Below are 19,270 nucleotides of genomic sequence, written 5' to 3'. Positions count from 1 at the left end.
TTTCATGCGGGTGTCACACTCCGGCCCCTCGCACCATAGAGATCAAGGCAACGCTCGAACCACTCTCGCACCGGGTCATCAGCGCCAAAAAGATCGACGCCGGAAACAATCCGTGCCCATTGCAAGGCACCAAACACGATGTAGTCGGCAAACAGCGGCCCGTCGCCACCGATAAAGGGCTGATAGCCCAAAGTGCGGCGCAACGGTTCCAGTTTCTGCGGGAAGGTCGCAATTTCAGCATCCCGCTCTGCACTGGCCTCTTCCAGCGATTTACCAAGAGCCCGTGTCCGGCTTTCGCGGAAATAGACCTGATCCTTCAGTTCCAGCATGTCATGAATATCCACAACCGCAATGCGAACAATTGCCGGGTGCAATGTGGTTTGCGACCAGCTCTCAATCATCCGTGCCATGGCCTTGCCGCCTTCGCCATTAAACAGCGACGGCCGTTCCGGGTAGGCTTCATCGAGATAGAGAGCAATCTGGAAACTGTCATTCACCAGATAGTCGCCGTCACGCAGGATAGGAACGGTTTTTGAAAAGCCGCCCTCTACATCGGGAATGGCGCTAAAAGGCAGTGGTCTTTCTTCAAAATCCAGCCCTTTATGCCCCAGTGAGAGAACTGTTTTCCAGCAATGTGGTGAAAAAGGCCGGGCCGTATCCTTGCCACAAAGGGAATAAAGCGTTCTCGACATTCAGTGTTCTCCTGGCTGCTATGCGCCCTATCAAATCTTATCTTCTGACCATGATCAAATCAGCAATTATCATAGCGCCTATCAATAATAACAATAACGAAGCATCGTTCCCTAAATACAGAATTCTGCAATGAGGCCTTTATTCAATTTTAAGGAGAGTTTGTCATAAGACGATGGAATTGCTGCAATAACCATTAAAAATACAAGTAATCGCAAATATACGTAATTGCTTGGGCATCATTTCGTTCGACAAGGGGACCAAGACGGATATGGGCGCAGAACTGGCTAAAAAGGCGACAAAGAGTGTTGCCAGAAATAACCTCGTTGCTTCCAAGATCATCCAGTTCATGGCGAAGATGCATGTTGCCCCGATCCCTCGCAACTATGAACTGTTTTATGAAGTCTTGTCCGGCCACAACCCTGAAATGGGACGCGATATACTCGCGCTTGGCAATGCACCGCAGCAGCACGACCTTGACGAGATTGGCCTGAAATACAATCTGCCGGGGCATTGCGGCATTACCGCCGGCAAAGCTGCCTCCGAGATCAGCCGTACCATTGAACAGATTTCGCAGCGTCTGACTGTTGCTCTGCACCGCTCCACCACGCTTCTCGCTTCCTCTGGCCTTGATGCAGACCATATCGGCACGCAGGAAGAGCTGTTGCATTTTGCCGCCTCGCTTCATGAGGAACAATCCAGCCTGCTGCATTTCGTGACCAAAGGCCTGGAAACCATGCAGGAGTGTGAGGCCAGCATTGAAAAGGCTCGCCATATTTCCTTGCGCGACCACTTGACGATGCTGCCCAATCGCATCGCCTTTGCTGAAAAACTCTCAGCCCTGTTCATTGACAAGCAACCGCAGACCCACTTTGCCATGCTGCTGGTCAATATCGACAATTTCCGTCATGTGAATGAGCGTTATGGCGCAACAGCCGGCAACCGTGCCCTGCGACGTCTGGCAGCCCTGTTCCGCAAATCGATCAAGAAGCAGGATTTTGTCGCCCGCACAGCTGGCAACGAGTTCGCGTTCCTGTTTTCGGAAGTTCCACTCAACGCAGCCGAAAACATCGCGGAGCGTCTGCGTCGCACCGTTGAATCGCTGCGTTTTATCAACAAGACCGGACAAGACGACAAACTGACCGTGTCGATCGGTGTCGCTGTTGTCGATGGACTGACCTCAGCCGCCGAGTTTTATGGCAATGCCGAAATTTCGTTGCTGGCGGCGCGCAGCCGTGAAGGCAACTGTGTGGTTCCCTATTCGCGGGACGTCGCCAAACGTTCGCGCAACAGCTATCTGCTGCAAATCGGCGCCTGAATTCAAAAGCCCTCAAATTCCTGACGTAAACTGTGGCTTTCACGCTCTTGCCTTAAGCCAAGAGTTCAGCCAAAACGGCGCCATGATTACGATTAGCGACCTTTCAGCCCGCATTGCCGGACGCCTTCTTCTTGACCACGCCAGCGTGACACTGCCGTCCGGCACCAAAGCCGGTCTGGTGGGACGCAATGGTGCTGGAAAATCCACCCTGTTTCGGGTGATTACCGGCGATATGGGCGCTGAAAGCGGCGCCGTCACCATTCCTAAAAACGCACGTATTGGCCAGGTGGCCCAGGAAGCGCCTGGCACCGAGGACAGTCTGATCGAGATTGTTCTGGCGGCCGACAAGGAACGTGCTTCACTGCTGCTGGAATCGGAAACCGCAACGGATCCGCATCGCATTGCGGAAATCCAGATGCGGCTTGTCGATATCGACGCCCATTCGGCGGAGGCGCGCGCCTCCAGCATTCTGGCCGGTCTCGGCTTCAACCAAGACGCACAGCTTCGCCCGGCATCGTCATTTTCCGGCGGCTGGCGCATGCGTGTGGCGCTAGCATCCGTGCTGTTTGCGCAACCGGACCTGTTGCTGCTCGACGAACCGACCAACTATCTCGACCTTGAAGGTACGCTGTGGCTGGAAGATTATATCCGTCGTTATCCCTACACGGTTATCATCATCAGCCACGACCGTGACCTGTTGAACAATGCTGTCAATGCCATTGTGCATCTGGACCAAAAAAAGCTGACCTTCTATCGCGGCGGTTACGACCAGTTTGAGCGCCAGAAGGCCGAAAACGACGAACTGCAGATGAAGGCCAAGGCAAAGAATGATGCCGCGCGCAAACACCTGCAGAGCTTCATCGACCGTTTCAAAGCCAAGGCATCCAAGGCAAAACAGGCGCAGAGCCGCGTCAAGGCTCTGGAGCGCATGGGGACCGTCGCGTCTGTGATCGAAGATCACGTGCAGCCGATCACCTTCCCGGAGCCGGAAAAACAGCCCGCCTCGCCCATCGTTGCGATCAATGGCGGCGCCGTTGGTTATACGCCGGGCAACCCCATCCTCAAGGGATTGAACCTGCGCATCGACAATGACGACCGTATTGCGCTTCTGGGTTCCAACGGTAACGGCAAATCGACATTTGCCAAGTTTATCTCTGGCAAGCTGGCCCCTGAAAGCGGTGACCTGCGGCTGGCGCCGTCCCTCAAGATCGGCTTTTTCGCGCAACATCAGCTGGATGATCTGATCCCGGATGAAACGCCGGTGGAACATGTGCGCAAGCTGATGCCGCAGGCACCGGAAGCCAAGGTGCGCGCCCGCGTTGCGCAGATGGGTCTGGCCACGGAAAAGATGGCAACGGCCGCCAAGGACCTGTCCGGTGGTGAAAAAGCCCGCCTGCTGATGGGCCTGGCGGCGTTCCACGCGCCAAACCTGCTGATCCTCGACGAACCGACCAACCATCTGGATATCGACAGCCGCCGCGCCCTGATTGAGGCACTGAATGACTATGATGGTGCAGTCATCCTGATCTCGCACGATCGCCACCTGATCGAGGCAACCGTTGACCGGTTGTGGCTGGTAAACAACGGCACCGTGACGACCTTTGAAGGCGACATGGATGAATACCGTGACCTCATCGTTTCCTCGGGTAAAAAAAAAGAAGAAAAAGTTGAAGTCGCAGTAGATGCGGCTTCAAAGGCGGACCAGCGCAAGGCGAATGCTGAAAAGCGTGCCACGCTGGCGCCACTGAAGAAAAAGATCAATGAAATCGAATCGCTGACAGCAAAACTTGAGAAGCTGATTCAGTCTCTCGATGCGGAACTCGCAGACCCTGCCCTTTACGAAAAGGCGCCAGCCAAAGCTGCGCAGAAGGTGAAGGAACGTGGCGAGGCCGCCGCCAAGCTTTCCGATGCGGAAGAGCAATGGCTGCTGCTTTCCAGCGAATATGAAGAGGCAATGGCCGGTTAAAATCTTACGCGACCGTTAAAAAGCGCGCAGTGAAGTAACCAGTCATTAACCATAATCGGAGAAAGTCGCAGGCACTTAAGCCTGCTCTTTTTTCGAGAATCTTCATGCTGTTACGCGCCATTTCCGCCGCCGCACTTGTTTCTGTCTGCCTGTCCGGTTGCGCCGGAAAACCCAATCTTAATGGCGCCTCGCTGAAGACCTCTTTTGCCGCGACCATGCCAGTCCATGGCCCTGTTCATGCCAATGACCCAGTTGCGATGTCGCCTGTTGCGTGGATGCGTCCCGGAAGCCCATTTGGCCTGGCCGGACGCGATATCGTCGTTTCATCCTTCTCGGATATCAGCCTTGCCAATAAGGAAGTGGTATTGAGTTTCGACGACGGCCCGGTGCCCGGTAAAACGGAAAGCATTCTGGCGACGTTGGACGAGTTCGGCGTGAAAGCCACCTTCCTGATGGTTGGCGAAATGGCCAAAAGCCATCCTGACATTGCCAAGAAGGTTGTCGCAGACGGTCACAGTATCGGCAGCCACACCTATCGCCACCCCAATCTGCGCAGCCTGTCGTTCGACCAGGCAATGTCGGAAATCTCTCGCGGCGCCAATGCTGTTGCAACAGCAACCGACACGGACGCTGCCTTCTTCCGTTTTCCTTATCTGGCCGACACCGGACGTCTGCGCCATGCGCTCGACAGCCGTGGCATGGTCATCATGGACGTACAGGTCGATTCGAAGGACTACTTCAAGGATTCACCAGCCATTGTCGCCTCACGTACAATGGACGCATTGCGCCACCGTGGCAGCGGCATTATCCTGATGCATGACATTCACAAGCGCACCGCCAGCATGCTGCCAGCGTTGCTGACACAGCTGAAGGCCGAAGGCTATAAAGTCGTACATTTGCGCTACAAGAAGCCAGACGCAAAACCGATGCTGATGGCAGGAATCATCTGAAAACCCGTTATTTTACCGGCAAATTACGGCCAATCCAAAACTTGCACATGGATGGCTCGAGCCATCTTGCTCACCTTCATCTTTCTGCTACAACCTTGTAAAATAATATTTATAGCGTGAACAGTCAGACGGATTATAGCAATCATGCCAAGTACAAAGCTCGCCATCGTTGGCGTCGGTAAAATCGTCCGGGACCAACATCTCCCGGCTATTGCCAGCAACCCGGATTTCAATCTGATCGCGACAGCAAGCCGTCACGGCACTGTTGAAGGCGTTCCTTCCTACGGCACAATCGACGCATTGCTGGAGGCCGTGCCTGAGCTTGAGGCCGTATCGCTGTGCATGCCGCCACAGTATCGTTACGAAGCCGCACACAAGGCGTTGATGGCTGGCAAACATGTTTTCCTTGAAAAGCCACCGGGCGCCACCCTGTCGGAAGTGCAGGATCTCGTGCGCATTGCCGATTCCAAGGGTCTTTCGCTGTTTGCAAGTTGGCACTCGCGTTATGCCCCCGCTGTAGAGGCTGCCAAGTCCTTCCTCGCCTCCACCAAGCTCAACAGCGTTCATGTAATCTGGAAAGAAGACGTGCGCCACTGGCACCCCAATCAGGCATGGATCTGGCAGGCTGGCGGCCTAGGTGTGTTTGACCCCGGCATCAATGCCCTGTCGATCATCACCCATATCCTGCCGCGCGCCCTATTCATCACCAAGGCTACGCTCGAGTTTCCGGAAAACCGTGATGCGCCAATTGCCGCTGACATCCATTTTGCCGACGTGACCGGCCTTGATGTGCATGCCGAGTTTGACTGGCGCCAGACCGGCAAGCAGAGCTGGGACATTGTTGCCGAAACCGACGCTGGCCAGATGGTGCTGTCTGAAGGCGGCGCGAAATTGTCGATCAACGGCGAGTTGAAGTTTGCCGAACCGGAACGGGAATATCCGGCGCTTTACGAACGTTTTGCCGAGATCATCAAGGCGAAGCAGTCGGATGTCGATCTGGCGCCACTGACCCATGTTGCCGATGCATTCCTGCTCGGACGTCACAAGTTCGTGGATTCCTTCTACGATTGATATGTTTTTTCCGCGCCGCGATCTGTCGTGGCGCGGAAGACCCCGACTGAGTTTGATCAGTTCGTGCGGCAGACGAAACGATCGCGGCCTTCGGCCTTGGCCTGATACAGCGCCTTGTCGACGGTGCGCAGCAGGGTTCCCAGATCACGTCCCGCCTCTGGTGCAATGGCGCCGCCAATGCTCAATCGGGCATGGACGAGATGTTCTCCATCTGCATCGAAGGGTTCGCGGAATGCCACCAGCAACCGATCTGCAAGTTCGCCCAGCTTCTCCGGACCAACCGGCCTTGGAATAAAAATTGCAAACTCGTCGCCACCAACACGGATCACCACATCCTCGGCGCGAACCGTCTCGCGTATACGCATGGCAGCTTCCTGCAACACCGTGTCACCAGCGCTGTGGCCGAGCGTGTCATTGATCGACTTGAAGCCATCCATATCGAGGTAGAGCGCACCAAAAAACTGGTCGTCCCGCAGGGCGGCATTGAGCTGCAGGGTCACGAGATGGTCAAGCGCCTTGCGGTTAAAGAACCCTGTCAACGGATCGGTCATGGCAGCCGTTTTCAAATCCTGTTCGGCAAGGCTCATGGTGAAGTTGGCGCGTTGCAAACGCAGCAACGCCGCCGCCAGCACCGCGAAACGGTGCAGACTTTCAATTTCATTGGGCGACAGGTCACGCGGATATGTATCGACGATACAGAAGGCGCCAACCACCAGACCGGTATCAAGCTCAATCGGCACGCCGGCGTAAAAGCGCAGACGAGGTCCGCCCTGCACATAGGGCATCACTTTCAAATCAGGATGCAGAGCAAGATCGGGGATAATAACGGCCTTTTGTGTCGATATAACCCGAGAGCAGATCGAGATATCGCGCGAGCAGGCAGAAAGCTGCATACCGGCCTGATAGGCAATATGCATCCAGTCTTCATCGATGATGTGAATGGCTGCGCGCAGGGTGGAAAACACGTTTTGTGCGAGTTCCGTCAGGGCGGACAGTTCTGGAGTAGGTTCAACACCAAACGGCATTATCGACCGTACGGCGAGCAATCGTTCAGCTTCGTTGTCCGGCGCTGGCACGTTCAGACCCATCGTGTCTCCTCTCACGCCCTGCTTGAGGAGATGACGTCCTTCAGCAAGGCTCACGACCAGCAAACATTAGCCGTGACTACAAAATTAAACAAAGATTTATCAGCAGACTAGGGTCTCGTTCCACCCGAGAAACAACCCGTAATTATTTCCATTGATATGTTGGGTCGGCACCGTACCGCTGCCGATGAAACTGCCCTTGTCAGACAGATATGGCGCAAGCGTTAGGCTTTTTTCTGCCAGCGGCCTTCTGGCGATTGCTGCCAGTAGGTTAGGTTATGCCCCTCGCCTTTCAGTTTTTTCCACTGGGCGCGTGCGCCCTCAAGCTGGGTTGCATCATACCCGTCGAACATGAAGACGATACGTTCATAGGAATCAATCGACGGTGGTTCGGCACCATCAACGATAAACCGCACGCTGGCCTGATTGATGTTGTCGGGAGATGACGTCAGCAGAACCGGCTGGTTTGCAGCCTCATCCGACGCTTCGGTGGCATGCGGCAGAAAACTGTCATCGCGAAATGTCCACAGATGCGTGTCGAGTACATCGCGCCGATCATCAGCTGCGGTCTGGACCACAACTTTCCATCCGCGCTCCAGGCTTTTTTCAAGCAGAGGCGGCAGAGCATCCTCGAGCTTCGATTCCGTCAGATGGTAGAAAAGAACTTCCGTCATCGGAATGCCCATGCCTTTATTCGTTATGTTTCAAATCGCTGTATAACATACCGCCCTAGGGGTATTGCCCTTGGGCGGTACGATGATGATCAATCTTCGTAGTGGGCGCGAACCAGCTCATTCAGCAGACGCACACCGTAGCCGGAACCCCAGGACTGGTTGATCTCGGTTAGTGGCGAACCCATTGCGGTGCCGGCAATGTCGAGATGCGCCCAAGGCGTATCACCAACAAAACGCTTCAGGAACTGGGCAGCAGTGATCGAACCGGCCAGACGTCCAGCACTGTTCTTCATGTCGGCAAACTTGGAATCAATGATCTTGTCATAGTCCTTGCCGAGCGGCAGACGCCACAGTTTTTCTTCGGTCACGTCACCGGCAGTACTCAAGCGGGCCGACAGTTCATCATCATTGGAGAACAGACCAGCCTGCAGATTGCCGAGAGCAACCGTGACCGCACCGGTCAGAGTGGCAAGATTGATCATGAATTTTGGCTTGAATCGGTCATTTGTGTACCACAGCGCATCAGCCAGCACGAGGCGACCTTCGGCATCGGTATTGATGATTTCGATTGTCTGACCGGACATGGAGGTGACGATGTCACCCGGACGCTGGGCATTTCCGTCAGGCATGTTTTCAACCAGACCGATGACGCCAACCACATTGACCTTGGCCTTGCGGGCCGCCAGCACATGCATGAGGCCGGTCACGGCCGCAGCACCACCCATGTCGCCCTTCATGTCTTCCATGCCAGCACCTGGCTTCAGCGAGATACCACCGGTATCGAACACCACGCCCTTGCCGACGAAGGCAATCGGCTCATCCTTCTTGGAGCCACCCTTCCACTGCATGACTGCGAGACGTGGTGGGCGAACCGAACCTTGAGCCACGCCGAGCAGTGCGCCCATGCCGAGCTTCTTCATTTCCTTTTCGCCCAGGATTTCGACTTCGACGCCGAGCTTCTGCAGTTCAACAGCCTTGTCGGCGAATTCTTCTGGGCCAAGCACGTTTGGTGGGAGGTTGACCAGTTCGCGGGCGAGATTGACGCCATCGGCAACGGCCTGCGCCGTCTTAAACGCCTTTTCGGCAGCGTCATGCGCTGTCGTTACAATGGTGATTTCAACCGTCTTCGGTGTCTTTTCATCGTCAGACTTCTTCTTGGTCTTGTAAGCGTCAAATGAATAGGCGCGCAGCAACAGGCCAAGCGCGATGCCGCTTGCAGCTTCACCATCCACATCCACGCCTGGTGCATCGGCATAGATCACGACCTTGCTGGCCTTCTTGAAGTTGGCGGCAGCGACACCGCCAGCACGCAGCCAGTCATGGGCGGTCAGCTTTCCAGCCTTGCCGAGACCCAACACCACAATGCGATCAGCATCGGAATTATGCGGCGCGATCACATCGAGCACGCTCATCGACTTGGCCGAAAAGCCTGCAATCTTCGCCGCCTTCGGGATCACACCACCGGGATCAGCCTGCTGGGCACCGGCGGGCGCATCTTCCCCTGCCGCTTGCAGCAATACGGCAACGGCATCTTCAAGGGCAGCAGATTTGGCGAAAGAGATATTGAACTTGGCGGACATGATTTTCCTGCTCGTACATAATCGTTTAAGGACCGGTTTGTGTTCAGGCACCATATGGGTGGCGCAACCAGAAGATCAAACCGGGTGGCCGATCATCGTCTTTTAATTGACCAGCGCAAGTGTTCAATCCATCTCGAAACGGTCATTTTGATGTTTCATTGCGCTCAACCTATATGAATTATCCACATAAGCTTGCGGCAAGCAAAAACGCGCCATAAGCGGCGGACGAAAAGACACAGTGTCCGTAAAAAAAGGTTTTATAAAACGGATTTGTGACTGGCATGGAGTCGCCAACGCCGTTCGATGCGATTAGATAAGCCGAACTTCCTTAAGGGAATGAAGCCAAAACGTCTTCAGGGACCGGAATGACGCTACTTGAAAAATACATAATGCAACGCACCAGCCAGATGTTTCTGGCCGCATTGCTTCCGGTCCTGGCAATTATCTGGACGATACAGGTTCTTCAGCGGATCAACCTAGTGACGGACACTGGCCAGTCCATGGGTTCGTTTGCCACGCTGGCAACCATGCTTCTGCCGACACTTATTCCGGTTGTTTTGCCGTTTGCGCTGGTGATTGGCATCACGCAGACCATGACAGCCATGAACAATGATTCCGAGCTGGCCATCATCGACGCAGCCGGTTCGCCGCGCAGCATCCTGTTTCGGCCGGTTCTTATTCTCGCGGTTGTGCTCGGCGCATTTTCTTTCGTGGTCACCAATTTCATCGAGCCGCCCGCCCGCAGCACGGCGCGACAGATGGTGGCAACCGCTTACGCCGACCTTCTGTCTTCGGTCATCGAGGAAAAGACCTTCCGCACCATTCAGGACGGTCTTTATGTGCAGATCGATGCACGACAGGGCCGTGTTTTGCGTGGCCTGTTCGTTGCCGACCGGCGCGACCCGAATTTCGACCTGATCTATTACGCAAAGGAAGGCGCTATCGACGCCGGTGGCACCTCGCTCACCATGCGTGACGGTGAAGTGCAGCAGAAGACGCCTGATGGCAAAGTGTCTATCGTCAAATTCATGTCCTACGCCTTCGACCTGTCGACCATGTCGGAAAGCAGCAAGACCGAGCAGACATTTGCCGCAAGCGACAGCAGCCTGGCATTCCTTCTGTCTCCTGATGTCGAGTCCGATTCCTACAAGAAGTCGCCTGGAAACTTCCGCTCCGAATTGCACCGCAGACTTTCCGACTGGATGTTCCCAGTCGTCTTTGCGTTGATCTCGCTGGTCATTGCAGCCGACGCGCGTTCGCACCGTGAAGCCCGCATGCATCCGATGGTCGCAGCGCTGATCACCGCCTTCATGCTGCGTTGGCTCGGCTTCTATTTCACCAATCAGGTGAAACAGAATGCGGCCTTCATTCCATTCGTTTACGCCATTCCGGTGCTGAGTGGCGCTATTGCCATGTACCTGTTGGCGACCGGCCGCAAGTTGCGCCTGCCTTCTGCCCTCGCCGACGGTCTGGGTAAGCTGCGCCGCTCTGTCGTCAAGCGCTTTACCTCTGACAAGGGAGGTGCCAGCGCATGATCTTCAACACGCTGTCGCGCTATTTCCTTAGCCGTTACCTCATCACCATGGTGTGGTTTCTGCTTGGCGTTTCCGGCATTATTTTCCTTGCCGATTTCAGTGAAACGGCAAGACGCCTTTCCGGCCTGCCGGGATACTCGGTGCCTGCGGCGCTCGGTCTGACAGCACTGCGTCTGCCATTGATCTTGCAACAGACCATTCCGTTCATCGCGCTGTTTGTTGGTATGACGACGCTGATTTCGCTGAACCGGCGTTATGAGCTGGTTGTTACCCGGGCCGCCGGTATTTCCGTCTGGCAGTTCATGATGCCGTTCATCATCGGCGCTGCCCTGATGGGCGTTGCCACGATGACCATCGTCAACCCGCTTGCAGCCTGGGGCCAACGTCAGTCCCTGACGATGGAAGCCGGATGGCGCAACAGCGGCGGCAGCGTACACCAATCCGACATGATCCCATGGCTGCGTCAAACCAGCGCCGGGCAGGACACAATCATCGGCTCGAAGAGCTTCGAGGACGGTGGCACCCTGCTCAATGATGCCGTGCTGATCCATTTTGATACGGACGGCAACATCACCATGCGGCAGGACGCACGCACAGCAAAGTTGGAGGATGGTTACTGGAATCTTACTGATGTGTATCAGACACAGCCAGGACAAATTCCGAGCTTCCTTCAAAGCGCAAAAATCAGCACCAATTTGAGACAGGAGTTCGTGCAAGAGCGTATGTCGCAGCCGGAAACCGTTGCTTTCTTTGATATTTCCCGAAAAATCGAGATTGCACGTTCGTTCGGTCTGTCGTCAAAGGCACTCGAGACACAATATCATTTCATGCTTTCGATGCCGTTACTGCTGGTCGCCATGACCTTGATTGCAGCGACAGTATCGTTAAAATTCAGCCGGTTCGCTCAATCCCGCTCAGTGATTCTGGGTGGAATAGTTTCCGGCTTCGTGCTTTATGTAATAACCGTGCTCGTAAGGGCATTCGGAAGTAGTGGCGTGATCCCACCTTTCGTCGCGGTCTGGGTACCAGTCATCGTGGCGGTCGCGTTAGGGGCAACAGTGCTGCTTCATCAGGAGGACGGCTAGTGGCGGTATATGACCGCGGGAATATCAGACGGCTATGGGCGGCCCTTCTGACGGGTGCCGCTGTGTGCGCGTACATATCATCTGCTCCGGTGGCCTTTGCCCAAGACGGCATTGTCACGACGGAAAACACAGATGATTCGAAACTCCTGCTTACAGCAAATCAACTGACCTATAATCGTGACTCCGAGCGCGTTATCGCGACGGGTGGCGTCCGTATGCATTATACGGGTTACCGCATGGTGGCCCAGCAAGTTGAATACGACCAGAAGACTGGCCGCGTTATTGCACGTGGCAACATCGAGTTGATCGAACCTGACGGTAACAAGATCTACGCCGATGAACTTGATGTCACGGATGACTTCTCGCAAGGCTTCCTGAATTCCCTGCGTGTTGAGACAACCGACAATACCCGTATTGCCGGCGAAAGCGCGGAGCGTATCGACGAAAACACCACCGTATTGAACAATGGTGTCTACACAGCCTGTCTTCCGTGCGCCCAGCGCCCTGACAAAGCACCGCTGTGGCAGGTCAAGGCAGAACGCGTGGTTCAGGACGGCAAGACGCACACCGTGCGTCTGGAAAAGGCCCGTTTTGAACTGTTCGGCAAACCGATTGCTTACCTCCCCTTCATGGTCGTTCCTGATAATACGGTAAAGCGTAAGTCCGGCTTTTTGTTCCCGCGCATGAGCGTGACGGACAATCTTGGCTTTGGTATTGGCGTTCCGTATTTCCAGGTTCTGTCCGATACTGCCGATGCGACGATTACGCCATATTACTATACGAACCAGGGCCTCCTGCTTCAGGCAGAAATCCGCCAGCGGTTCGAAAATGGCAGCCACACGGTTAACATGGCTGGCATCAACCAGAAAAACTCTGATGCCTTTACGCTGGGCACCAGCGACGCGGAAAATGACACCCGCGGCATGATCGCCTCCAAGGGCGATTTCAAAATCAACCCGCGCTGGTCATTCGGCTGGGACGTGATGGTCCAAACCGACAACAACTTCTCGCGTACGTACGAACTGTCTGGATATAGCGGTTCTACCCAGACCAACCGCATCTACCTGACCGGTGAAGGTAAGCGTAACTCGTTCGATCTGAATGGTTACTATTTCAACGTTCAGGACCGCGACGAGGCTGAGACTGAAGAGCGCAAGCAGGCGATCATTCATCCGTCGCTTGACTACAAATGGTATGCCCCTGACGATGTTTATGGCGGCGAATTGTCGGTTACGACAAACTTCACCAGCCTGACACGACTTGAGCAGGACATCTACACACTCGACGGCAGCCAGCGCCGTAACGGACTTGAAGGTACCTATTCGCGCTTCACCACCGAAACTGAGTGGAAGCGGACATTTACCTTCGACAGCGGCCTGCAGGTCACCCCGCTTCTCGCCGCACGCGGTGATGCAAGCTGGAACGACATGACAGCACCTTCTACCTATGACGGCGATTTCCGTTCTGATGCGACGCTGCGCGGAATGGTCACCGGTGGTCTTGAAGTTCGTTATCCTGTTTTGATCTCGGGTACGAGCAGCAGCCACGTCATCGAGCCGATTGCGCAGCTGTTTGTTCGTCCAAATGAACAATATGGTGGCGGCCTGCCAAACGAAGATGCCCAGGCATTCGTGTTTGACGCGACCAACCTGTTCGAACGCGACAAGTTCAGCGGTTTCGACCGCATCGAAGGCGGCACCCGTGCCAACCTCGGCATTCGCTACAACGGTACGTTTGATAATGGTTATGGCATCCGCGCCGTGGCTGGACAGTCGTTCCTTCTGGCTGGCGAAAACTCGTTTGCAAGCCCGGACCTACTTAACGTCGGTGCCAATTCCGGCCTCGAAACAGATCGCTCCGACTATGTGGCGATGGCGGCAATCGACGCCCCAATCGGCCTCACTCTGTCGACCAGCCTTCGCTTCGACAAGGATGATCTGGAGATCGAGCGTTCTGAAACCGGCGTCGGTTACACTGACCGTCGTTTCAGCGCCAAGGTCAGCTACACCCAGGTCAAGGCGCAGCCTGACTATGGCTACGTGTTTGACCGTGACATTGTTCAGGCGGCAGGTAGCGTGAAGGTCAACGACAACTGGTCGCTGTTCGGTTCGATCAACTACGATCTGAACAACAAGTTCTCCAGTGAGCGCAAGATCGGCATCACCTATCAGGACGAATGCACGATCCTGACCGTTGCCTATACCGACGTCGGCACAATCAATTCGCAGCGCCAGGCCGCGAATGACTGGTCGATCGGCGCACGCCTCAGCTTCCGTACGCTGGGCGACATCAACATCGGCTCGACCGACTGATGACAACATTTTTAAACCGGTATCGCCCTGTCGATGCCGGTTTTTGCTCGATTATTGAATGCGAGCACGGCAACGCCACGCTTTTGCCAAATCCTGCGGGCAGGAATAACGCTTTGCAACCGTTGCTGTTTCAGCATAAGCGGTGATATATACGGGCGCCTTACAATAACAGGCAGCATAAATCGTGATATTCAGGGGCGAAGATCATCCGCTTCGGGGATAAGGAGAAGGACATGATGAATTTCGGCAAGGCCACATTACGTACTGTGGCACTCGGAACGGCTCTCTTGGCCCTGCCCCTGTTCCTTGCACCTCATTCATTTGATGCAAATGCTGCCGCAAGCTCTGTGGCTGTGGTTGTCAACAAGAACCCGATTACCAGCAGCGACATTGCCAAACGCGTCGCCTTCCTTAAGCTGCAGCGCCAGAAGGGTGACCTTAATAAGCTGGCACGAGAGCAGATGATCGACGAGGCATTGAAGCGCGAAGAAATCGCGCGCATGCGCATGTCGGTCAGCACGGAAGCCGTGGATGCTTCCTTTGCCCGGTTTGCTGCCAGCAACAAGATGAACCCGACCCAGCTGACGCAGATCCTGTCGCAGTCTGGCGTAACCGCTGAACACTTCAAGGCATTTATCGCCGTGCAGATGAGCTGGCCTCGTCTGGTCAATGCTCGTTATGGCAGCTCTGGCCGCATGTCCAACCAGGACCTGGTCACGCGCATGATGGAACGCAAGGAAAAGCCGGTTACCACGGAATATTTCCTGCAGCAGATCATCTTCGTCGTACCTGAGGCAAAACGTCAGTCAATTACCGGCAAGCGCAAGTCGGAAGCCGAAGCATCCCGTTCCAAATACCCGGGTTGCGAACAGGCCAAGACCTTTGCAGCCACGATGATGGATGTGTCCATTCGCGATCTCGGCCGCATTCTGGCGCCTGAGCTGCCACCAGACTGGAAGCCGCTGATTGAAAAGACCAAGGAAGGCGGCACCACCGCTACCCGCGTCACGGAAAAGGGCGTCGAATACCTCGCGATCTGCAAACAACGCCAGGTGTCGGATGACTTCGCCGCAGAAGTCGTTTTCCGTGCTGAAGACCTGACCAAAGAGCAGAATGGCGACAATCCCAACGAAAAGAAATATCTTGATGAGTTGCGGAAAAAGGCTCAGATCGTCAATAACTGAGTCTGAGGAATATACGTGGCTGCTCTTGAACTTCCGCTTGCCCTGACGCAGGGCGACCCCGCCGGGATTGGTCCTGATATTGCAATTGCAGCATGGAAAAACCGTTCGCAGAACGGCATAAAGCCATTCATCTATGTCGGTGACCGCTCCGTGCTGGAAAGCAGGGCAGCGGTGATCGGCGTCGGTGTCGCAGTGCAGGATGCGACACCAGAAGATGCGGCAAGCGTTTTCGACAAGGCCATTCCCGTTCTCGATATTCCCGCAGGTTTTGCCGTGCAGGCCGGTGAGCCGCACGAAGCATCCGCTCTTGCGACGATCAAATGCATTGAGATCGCCGTCAAGCTGTGCCTTGAGGGACGGGCGGCTGCGATCGTGACAAACCCGGTTGCAAAGTCGATCCTTTACAAGGCTGGTTTCGGTTTCCCGGGTCATACGGAATTTCTGGCCGATCTTTCATTGCAGATTGCTGGCAAGCAGGTCTTCCCCGTGATGATGATTGCCGGACCTAAGCTCAAGGTCGTGCCTGTTACCATCCATATTCCTGTCAAGGACATTGCTACACAGTTGACGCAGCAGTTGATTGTCGACACCTGCCGGGTTGTCGCCAAGGATTTGAAGGAACGTTTTGGCATCGCGTCGCCACGGCTTGCTGTTGCCGGCCTTAACCCGCATGCGGGCGAAGATGGCGCAATTGGCCACGAGGATCGCGACATCGTGCATCCGGCCACCATGCAGCTGCGTGATGAAGGTATCGAGGCCATTGGGCCCCTGCCCGCCGACACAATGTTCCATGATTCAGCGCGCAAACGCTATGACGTTGCGGTCTGCATGTATCACGACCAGGCGCTTATTCCTGCCAAGGCGCTAGGTTTTGACGATTCGGTCAATGTCACGCTGGGCCTGCCTTTCATTCGCACCTCGCCGGACCATGGCACAGCATTCGGCATTGCTGGTCAGGGCATGGCCAGCGAGAGCAGCCTTGTTGCCGCACTAAACCTCGCTTCCGAGCTTGTGGAACGCCAGAAGGCGGCAACGGTATAATGGCGGGCATTGACGAACTTCCGCCACTGCGTGACGTCATACAGCGACATGGCCTTGATGCGCGCAAGGCGCTGGGACAGAACTTCCTGTTCGACCTCAACCTGACCCAGAAGATTGCCCGCACCGCTGGCCCTCTCGAAGGCGTCACGGTGTTTGAGGTTGGTCCCGGCCCCGGCGGCCTGACCCGCGCTATCCTGTCGCTTGGTCCCAAGAAAGTAATCGCAGTGGAGCGCGACGCGCGCTGCCTGCCGGTTCTCGAGGAAATTTCAGACCATTATCCCGGTCGTCTTGAAGTGATCGAAGGTGATGCACTGAAGACCGATTTCGCCTCGCTGGTACCAGCGGGTGAGCCGGTGCGCATCATTGCAAACCTTCCCTACAATGTGGGAACGCAACTGCTGCTCAACTGGCTGCTGCCACCTGTGTGGCCGCCCTACTGGCTTTCGATGACGCTGATGTTCCAGAAGGAAGTCGGCCAGCGTATTGTCGCCGAAGAAGGTGACAATCATTACGGCCGTCTCGGTGTCCTGACCGGATGGAGAACTGTATCAGAAATGGCATTTGACGTGCCGCCACAGGCCTTCTCACCACCACCGAAGGTCAACTCGACAGTGGTGCACCTTCTGCCCAAGACCAACCCTTTGCCATGTGACGCGGCCAGGCTGGAAAAAGTAACAGAAGCTGCCTTCGGTCAGCGCCGCAAGATGTTGCGCCAAAGCCTGAAGCCGCTGGGCGGTGAAACACTGCTCGCAAAAGTTGGTATCGACGCCACGCGCCGTGCAGAAACGCTATCGGTTGAAGAATTCGTGGCGATCGCCAACGCCCTCTAATCAAAACCTGTCATCAGCTCCCTGCTATGGGGTTGTCACCTGCGGCAAGAAACCATGCCGCAGGCTTGAACTTCTGTAGGTCCGGCAAAAAGCACGCCGGAAGATTGCGTGATATCAGGCTGGTGCCTCAACCAGGATCTTTATCTGGGTCTTTTCCTTTACCAGCGTTTCAAAACCCTCAGCGACGATATCATCCAGTGCAATGCGCTTGGTGACCAGACGCTCGGCCGAGAAGTATCCCTGCACCATCAGGTCCATGACTGCGGGGAAAATATCGCGGTAAGCGATGATGCCCTTCAGGGTCTTCTCTTTCAGAACAACCGTATTAGGCTGGAAGCTCGCTTCCTTTTCCCAGATCGAAACGATGACCGTTTCACCTTCATAACGGGTGGCATCAATGCATTGCTGCAGCACGGCCGGAACGCCTGTCACTTCAAACGCCACGTCGACACCGCCACCGGACAGTTCCTTGATACGCGCCGCTGCATTTTCCTTGGACGGATCGATCACTGCCGTTGCTCCAAGCTCCTTGGCCTTAGCGCCACGCTGCTCGGACAGTTCGACAACATAGATCGATGTTGCACCGGCAACGCGCAGTGCCTCGATGACCAGAAGACCGATAGGGCCTGCACCGAACACGGCGGCTGTACCCCCTGCTTTGAGGCTGGAGAGACGGACGGCATGCAATGCCACCGCAGCGGGCTCTACAAGCGCGCCCTGCTCGAAGGACAGGCCATCGGGCATCTTGTGTGTCCAGCGCTCACCAACGACCGTGTAGGCCGAAAAACCGCCACCACCGCCAGAAAGGCCGTGGAAGCCGAGGTCTTCGCAAAGATTGTATTTGCCGTGCTGGCAAGCGGGGCACTTGCCGCAGGACAGGATTGGTTCAACGACCACGCGGTCGCCTGGCTTGACCTTGGTGACACCTTCGCCGACTTCAGCGACTTCGCCAGAGAATTCATGGCCCATCACAATGGGGGCGACCTCGTGGCTGACGGCGTGGGGTTTATCAACCGGCACGAAAATCGGGCCTGCGACATATTCATGAAGGTCGCTACCGCAAATCCCGGTCCATTTGACCTTGATCTTGACCTGGCCCGGACCGGGCACAGGTGTAGGCACGTCTTCAATGCGAATATCTCTGGCTTTGTGCCAGCGCGCAGCTTTCATGGTATTCTCCTGTATGCTGTGATTTCACAGCCAGGAGAATACATCGCAAAAATCATACTGAAGTGATCTGGATCAGAAAGGTGAGCAAATGTGTCGCCTTCCTGCGACACCTTTACAGCTTAGGTTCTTCTTCCAGCAGCTTGGTGACGAATTCGAACATGCCGTGGCGACGATCGCGGCGCAGGCGTTCTGCGTAGACAATGCTTTTGACCGAACGGAAGGCGTTATCGAGGTCATCATTGACGATGACATAGTTGTAGTCGCGCCAGTGTTCGATTTCAGAGCGGGAATTCAACAAGCGGGTGCGGATGACCTCTTCGGTGTCTTCGGCGCGGCGATGAAGACGCGACTGCAATTCCGTCATGGTTGGCGGCAGGATGAAAATCGACACGACATCGGCCGACATCTTGTCCTGCAACTGCTCGGCACCCTGCCAGTCGATATCGAACAGCATGTCGCGGCCCTCGGCCATTGCCGTTTCGACAGGTTCGCGTGGCGTGCCGTAAAAATTGCCGTGAACCTCGGCCCATTCCAGCAACTGGTCGGATTCGCGCATGCGCTCAAACTGCGGGATGGTCACAAAGTGATAGTGCTTGCCGGCGATCTCGCTTGGACGCTTGGCCCGCGTCGTCACGCTGATGGAGATGCCAAGCGTTGGATCATCTTCCAGAAGATGATGGGCAATCGTCGACTTGCCTGCCCCCGAAGGAGACGAGATCACCAGCATAAGCCCTCTGCGGGCGATCTTGTCGGGAGAGTTGCTCACCGGTGCCATATGT

Annotated in this window: 16 protein-coding genes; 10 read left to right on the top strand and 6 right to left on the bottom strand. The window is 55.5% G+C overall.

Annotated features, from left to right (window positions below):
- Positions 1 to 2: 2 nt before the first annotated feature.
- On the bottom strand, positions 3 to 692 hold the full coding sequence (locus PYL13_RS06650) for a glutathione S-transferase family protein (RefSeq protein ID WP_259145398.1): 690 nt from the start codon (positions 690 to 692) through the stop codon (positions 3 to 5).
- Between the two features lie 230 nt (positions 693 to 922).
- Here PYL13_RS06650 and PYL13_RS06645 point away from each other — a divergent pair, with 230 nt between their 5' ends.
- The 4 genes from PYL13_RS06645 to PYL13_RS06630 all read left to right on the top strand — a co-directional run bounded on the left by PYL13_RS06645 (position 923) and on the right by PYL13_RS06630 (position 5,995).
- Positions 923 to 2,008, top strand: coding sequence for a GGDEF domain-containing protein (locus PYL13_RS06645; protein ID WP_259145400.1), 1,086 nt, complete (start codon positions 923 to 925; stop codon positions 2,006 to 2,008).
- 82 nt (positions 2,009 to 2,090) lie between these two features.
- On the top strand, positions 2,091 to 3,974 hold the full coding sequence (locus tag PYL13_RS06640) for an ABC-F family ATP-binding cassette domain-containing protein (protein WP_275640809.1): 1,884 nt from the start codon (positions 2,091 to 2,093) through the stop codon (positions 3,972 to 3,974).
- Positions 3,975 to 4,078: 104 nt separating this feature from the next.
- Positions 4,079 to 4,924 (top strand): polysaccharide deacetylase family protein, encoded by an 846-nt coding sequence (locus tag PYL13_RS06635; RefSeq protein ID WP_275640808.1) that lies wholly within the window; start codon positions 4,079 to 4,081, stop codon positions 4,922 to 4,924.
- Between the two features lie 144 nt (positions 4,925 to 5,068).
- Complete coding sequence (locus PYL13_RS06630; protein ID WP_192487451.1) at positions 5,069 to 5,995, top strand: Gfo/Idh/MocA family protein; 927 nt, start codon at positions 5,069 to 5,071, stop codon at positions 5,993 to 5,995.
- Between the two features lie 56 nt (positions 5,996 to 6,051).
- On the opposite strand, the gene PYL13_RS06625 is transcribed toward PYL13_RS06630, so the two are convergent.
- The 3 genes from PYL13_RS06625 to PYL13_RS06615 form a co-directional block, all read right to left on the bottom strand.
- Positions 6,052 to 7,083, bottom strand: coding sequence for a sensor domain-containing diguanylate cyclase (locus tag PYL13_RS06625; RefSeq protein WP_275640807.1), 1,032 nt, complete (start codon positions 7,081 to 7,083; stop codon positions 6,052 to 6,054).
- Between the two features lie 221 nt (positions 7,084 to 7,304).
- The gene (locus PYL13_RS06620) at positions 7,305 to 7,754 is read right to left on the bottom strand and encodes a DNA polymerase III subunit chi (protein WP_192487449.1); all 450 of its coding nucleotides are present in this window, start codon (positions 7,752 to 7,754) and stop codon (positions 7,305 to 7,307) included.
- An 89-nt stretch (positions 7,755 to 7,843) separates the two neighbouring features.
- Positions 7,844 to 9,334, bottom strand: coding sequence for a leucyl aminopeptidase (locus PYL13_RS06615; protein WP_275640806.1), 1,491 nt, complete (start codon positions 9,332 to 9,334; stop codon positions 7,844 to 7,846).
- Positions 9,335 to 9,699: 365 nt separating this feature from the next.
- Here PYL13_RS06615 and lptF point away from each other — a divergent pair, with 365 nt between their 5' ends.
- The 6 genes from lptF to rsmA all read left to right on the top strand — a co-directional run bounded on the left by lptF (position 9,700) and on the right by rsmA (position 17,321).
- Positions 9,700 to 10,869 (top strand): LPS export ABC transporter permease LptF, encoded by a 1,170-nt coding sequence (gene lptF / locus PYL13_RS06610; protein WP_192487447.1) that lies wholly within the window; start codon positions 9,700 to 9,702, stop codon positions 10,867 to 10,869.
- On the top strand, positions 10,866 to 11,954 hold the full coding sequence (lptG, locus tag PYL13_RS06605) for an LPS export ABC transporter permease LptG (protein ID WP_192487446.1): 1,089 nt from the start codon (positions 10,866 to 10,868) through the stop codon (positions 11,952 to 11,954). Before lptF ends, lptG begins: the two co-directional genes overlap by 4 nt.
- Entirely contained in the window at positions 11,954 to 14,266 is a 2,313-nt protein-coding gene (locus PYL13_RS06600) for an LPS-assembly protein LptD (RefSeq protein ID WP_250982947.1), read from the top strand. The genes lptG and PYL13_RS06600 overlap by 1 nt, the downstream gene beginning before the upstream one ends.
- A gap of 233 nt (positions 14,267 to 14,499) precedes the next feature.
- Positions 14,500 to 15,450, top strand: a complete 951-nt coding sequence (locus PYL13_RS06595; protein ID WP_192487444.1) for a SurA N-terminal domain-containing protein — start codon at positions 14,500 to 14,502, stop codon at positions 15,448 to 15,450.
- Between the two features lie 15 nt (positions 15,451 to 15,465).
- Positions 15,466 to 16,491 (top strand): 4-hydroxythreonine-4-phosphate dehydrogenase PdxA, encoded by a 1,026-nt coding sequence (pdxA, locus tag PYL13_RS06590; protein WP_275640805.1) that lies wholly within the window; start codon positions 15,466 to 15,468, stop codon positions 16,489 to 16,491.
- Positions 16,491 to 17,321: a 16S rRNA (adenine(1518)-N(6)/adenine(1519)-N(6))-dimethyltransferase RsmA gene (gene rsmA, locus PYL13_RS06585; protein WP_275640804.1), complete on the top strand. Its 831-nt coding sequence runs from the start codon at positions 16,491 to 16,493 to the stop codon at positions 17,319 to 17,321. The genes pdxA and rsmA overlap by 1 nt, the downstream gene beginning before the upstream one ends.
- Before the next feature lie 114 nt (positions 17,322 to 17,435).
- Here the strand turns inward: rsmA and PYL13_RS06580 are convergent, their stop codons facing one another.
- Both PYL13_RS06580 and gmk read right to left on the bottom strand, forming a co-directional pair.
- The gene (locus PYL13_RS06580; protein WP_275640803.1) at positions 17,436 to 18,491 is read right to left on the bottom strand and encodes a 2,3-butanediol dehydrogenase; all 1,056 of its coding nucleotides are present in this window, start codon (positions 18,489 to 18,491) and stop codon (positions 17,436 to 17,438) included.
- Positions 18,492 to 18,603: 112 nt separating this feature from the next.
- Complete coding sequence (gmk, locus tag PYL13_RS06575; RefSeq protein ID WP_259145417.1) at positions 18,604 to 19,266, bottom strand: guanylate kinase; 663 nt, start codon at positions 19,264 to 19,266, stop codon at positions 18,604 to 18,606.
- Positions 19,267 to 19,270: the final 4 nt, after the last annotated feature.

The organism is Agrobacterium sp. Azo12, from assembly GCF_029193765.2.
Lineage (GTDB): Bacteria > Pseudomonadota > Alphaproteobacteria > Rhizobiales > Rhizobiaceae > Agrobacterium.
Note: the sequence above shows the minus strand (reverse complement) of the source record. Positions and strands in the feature narration are given on the sequence as shown.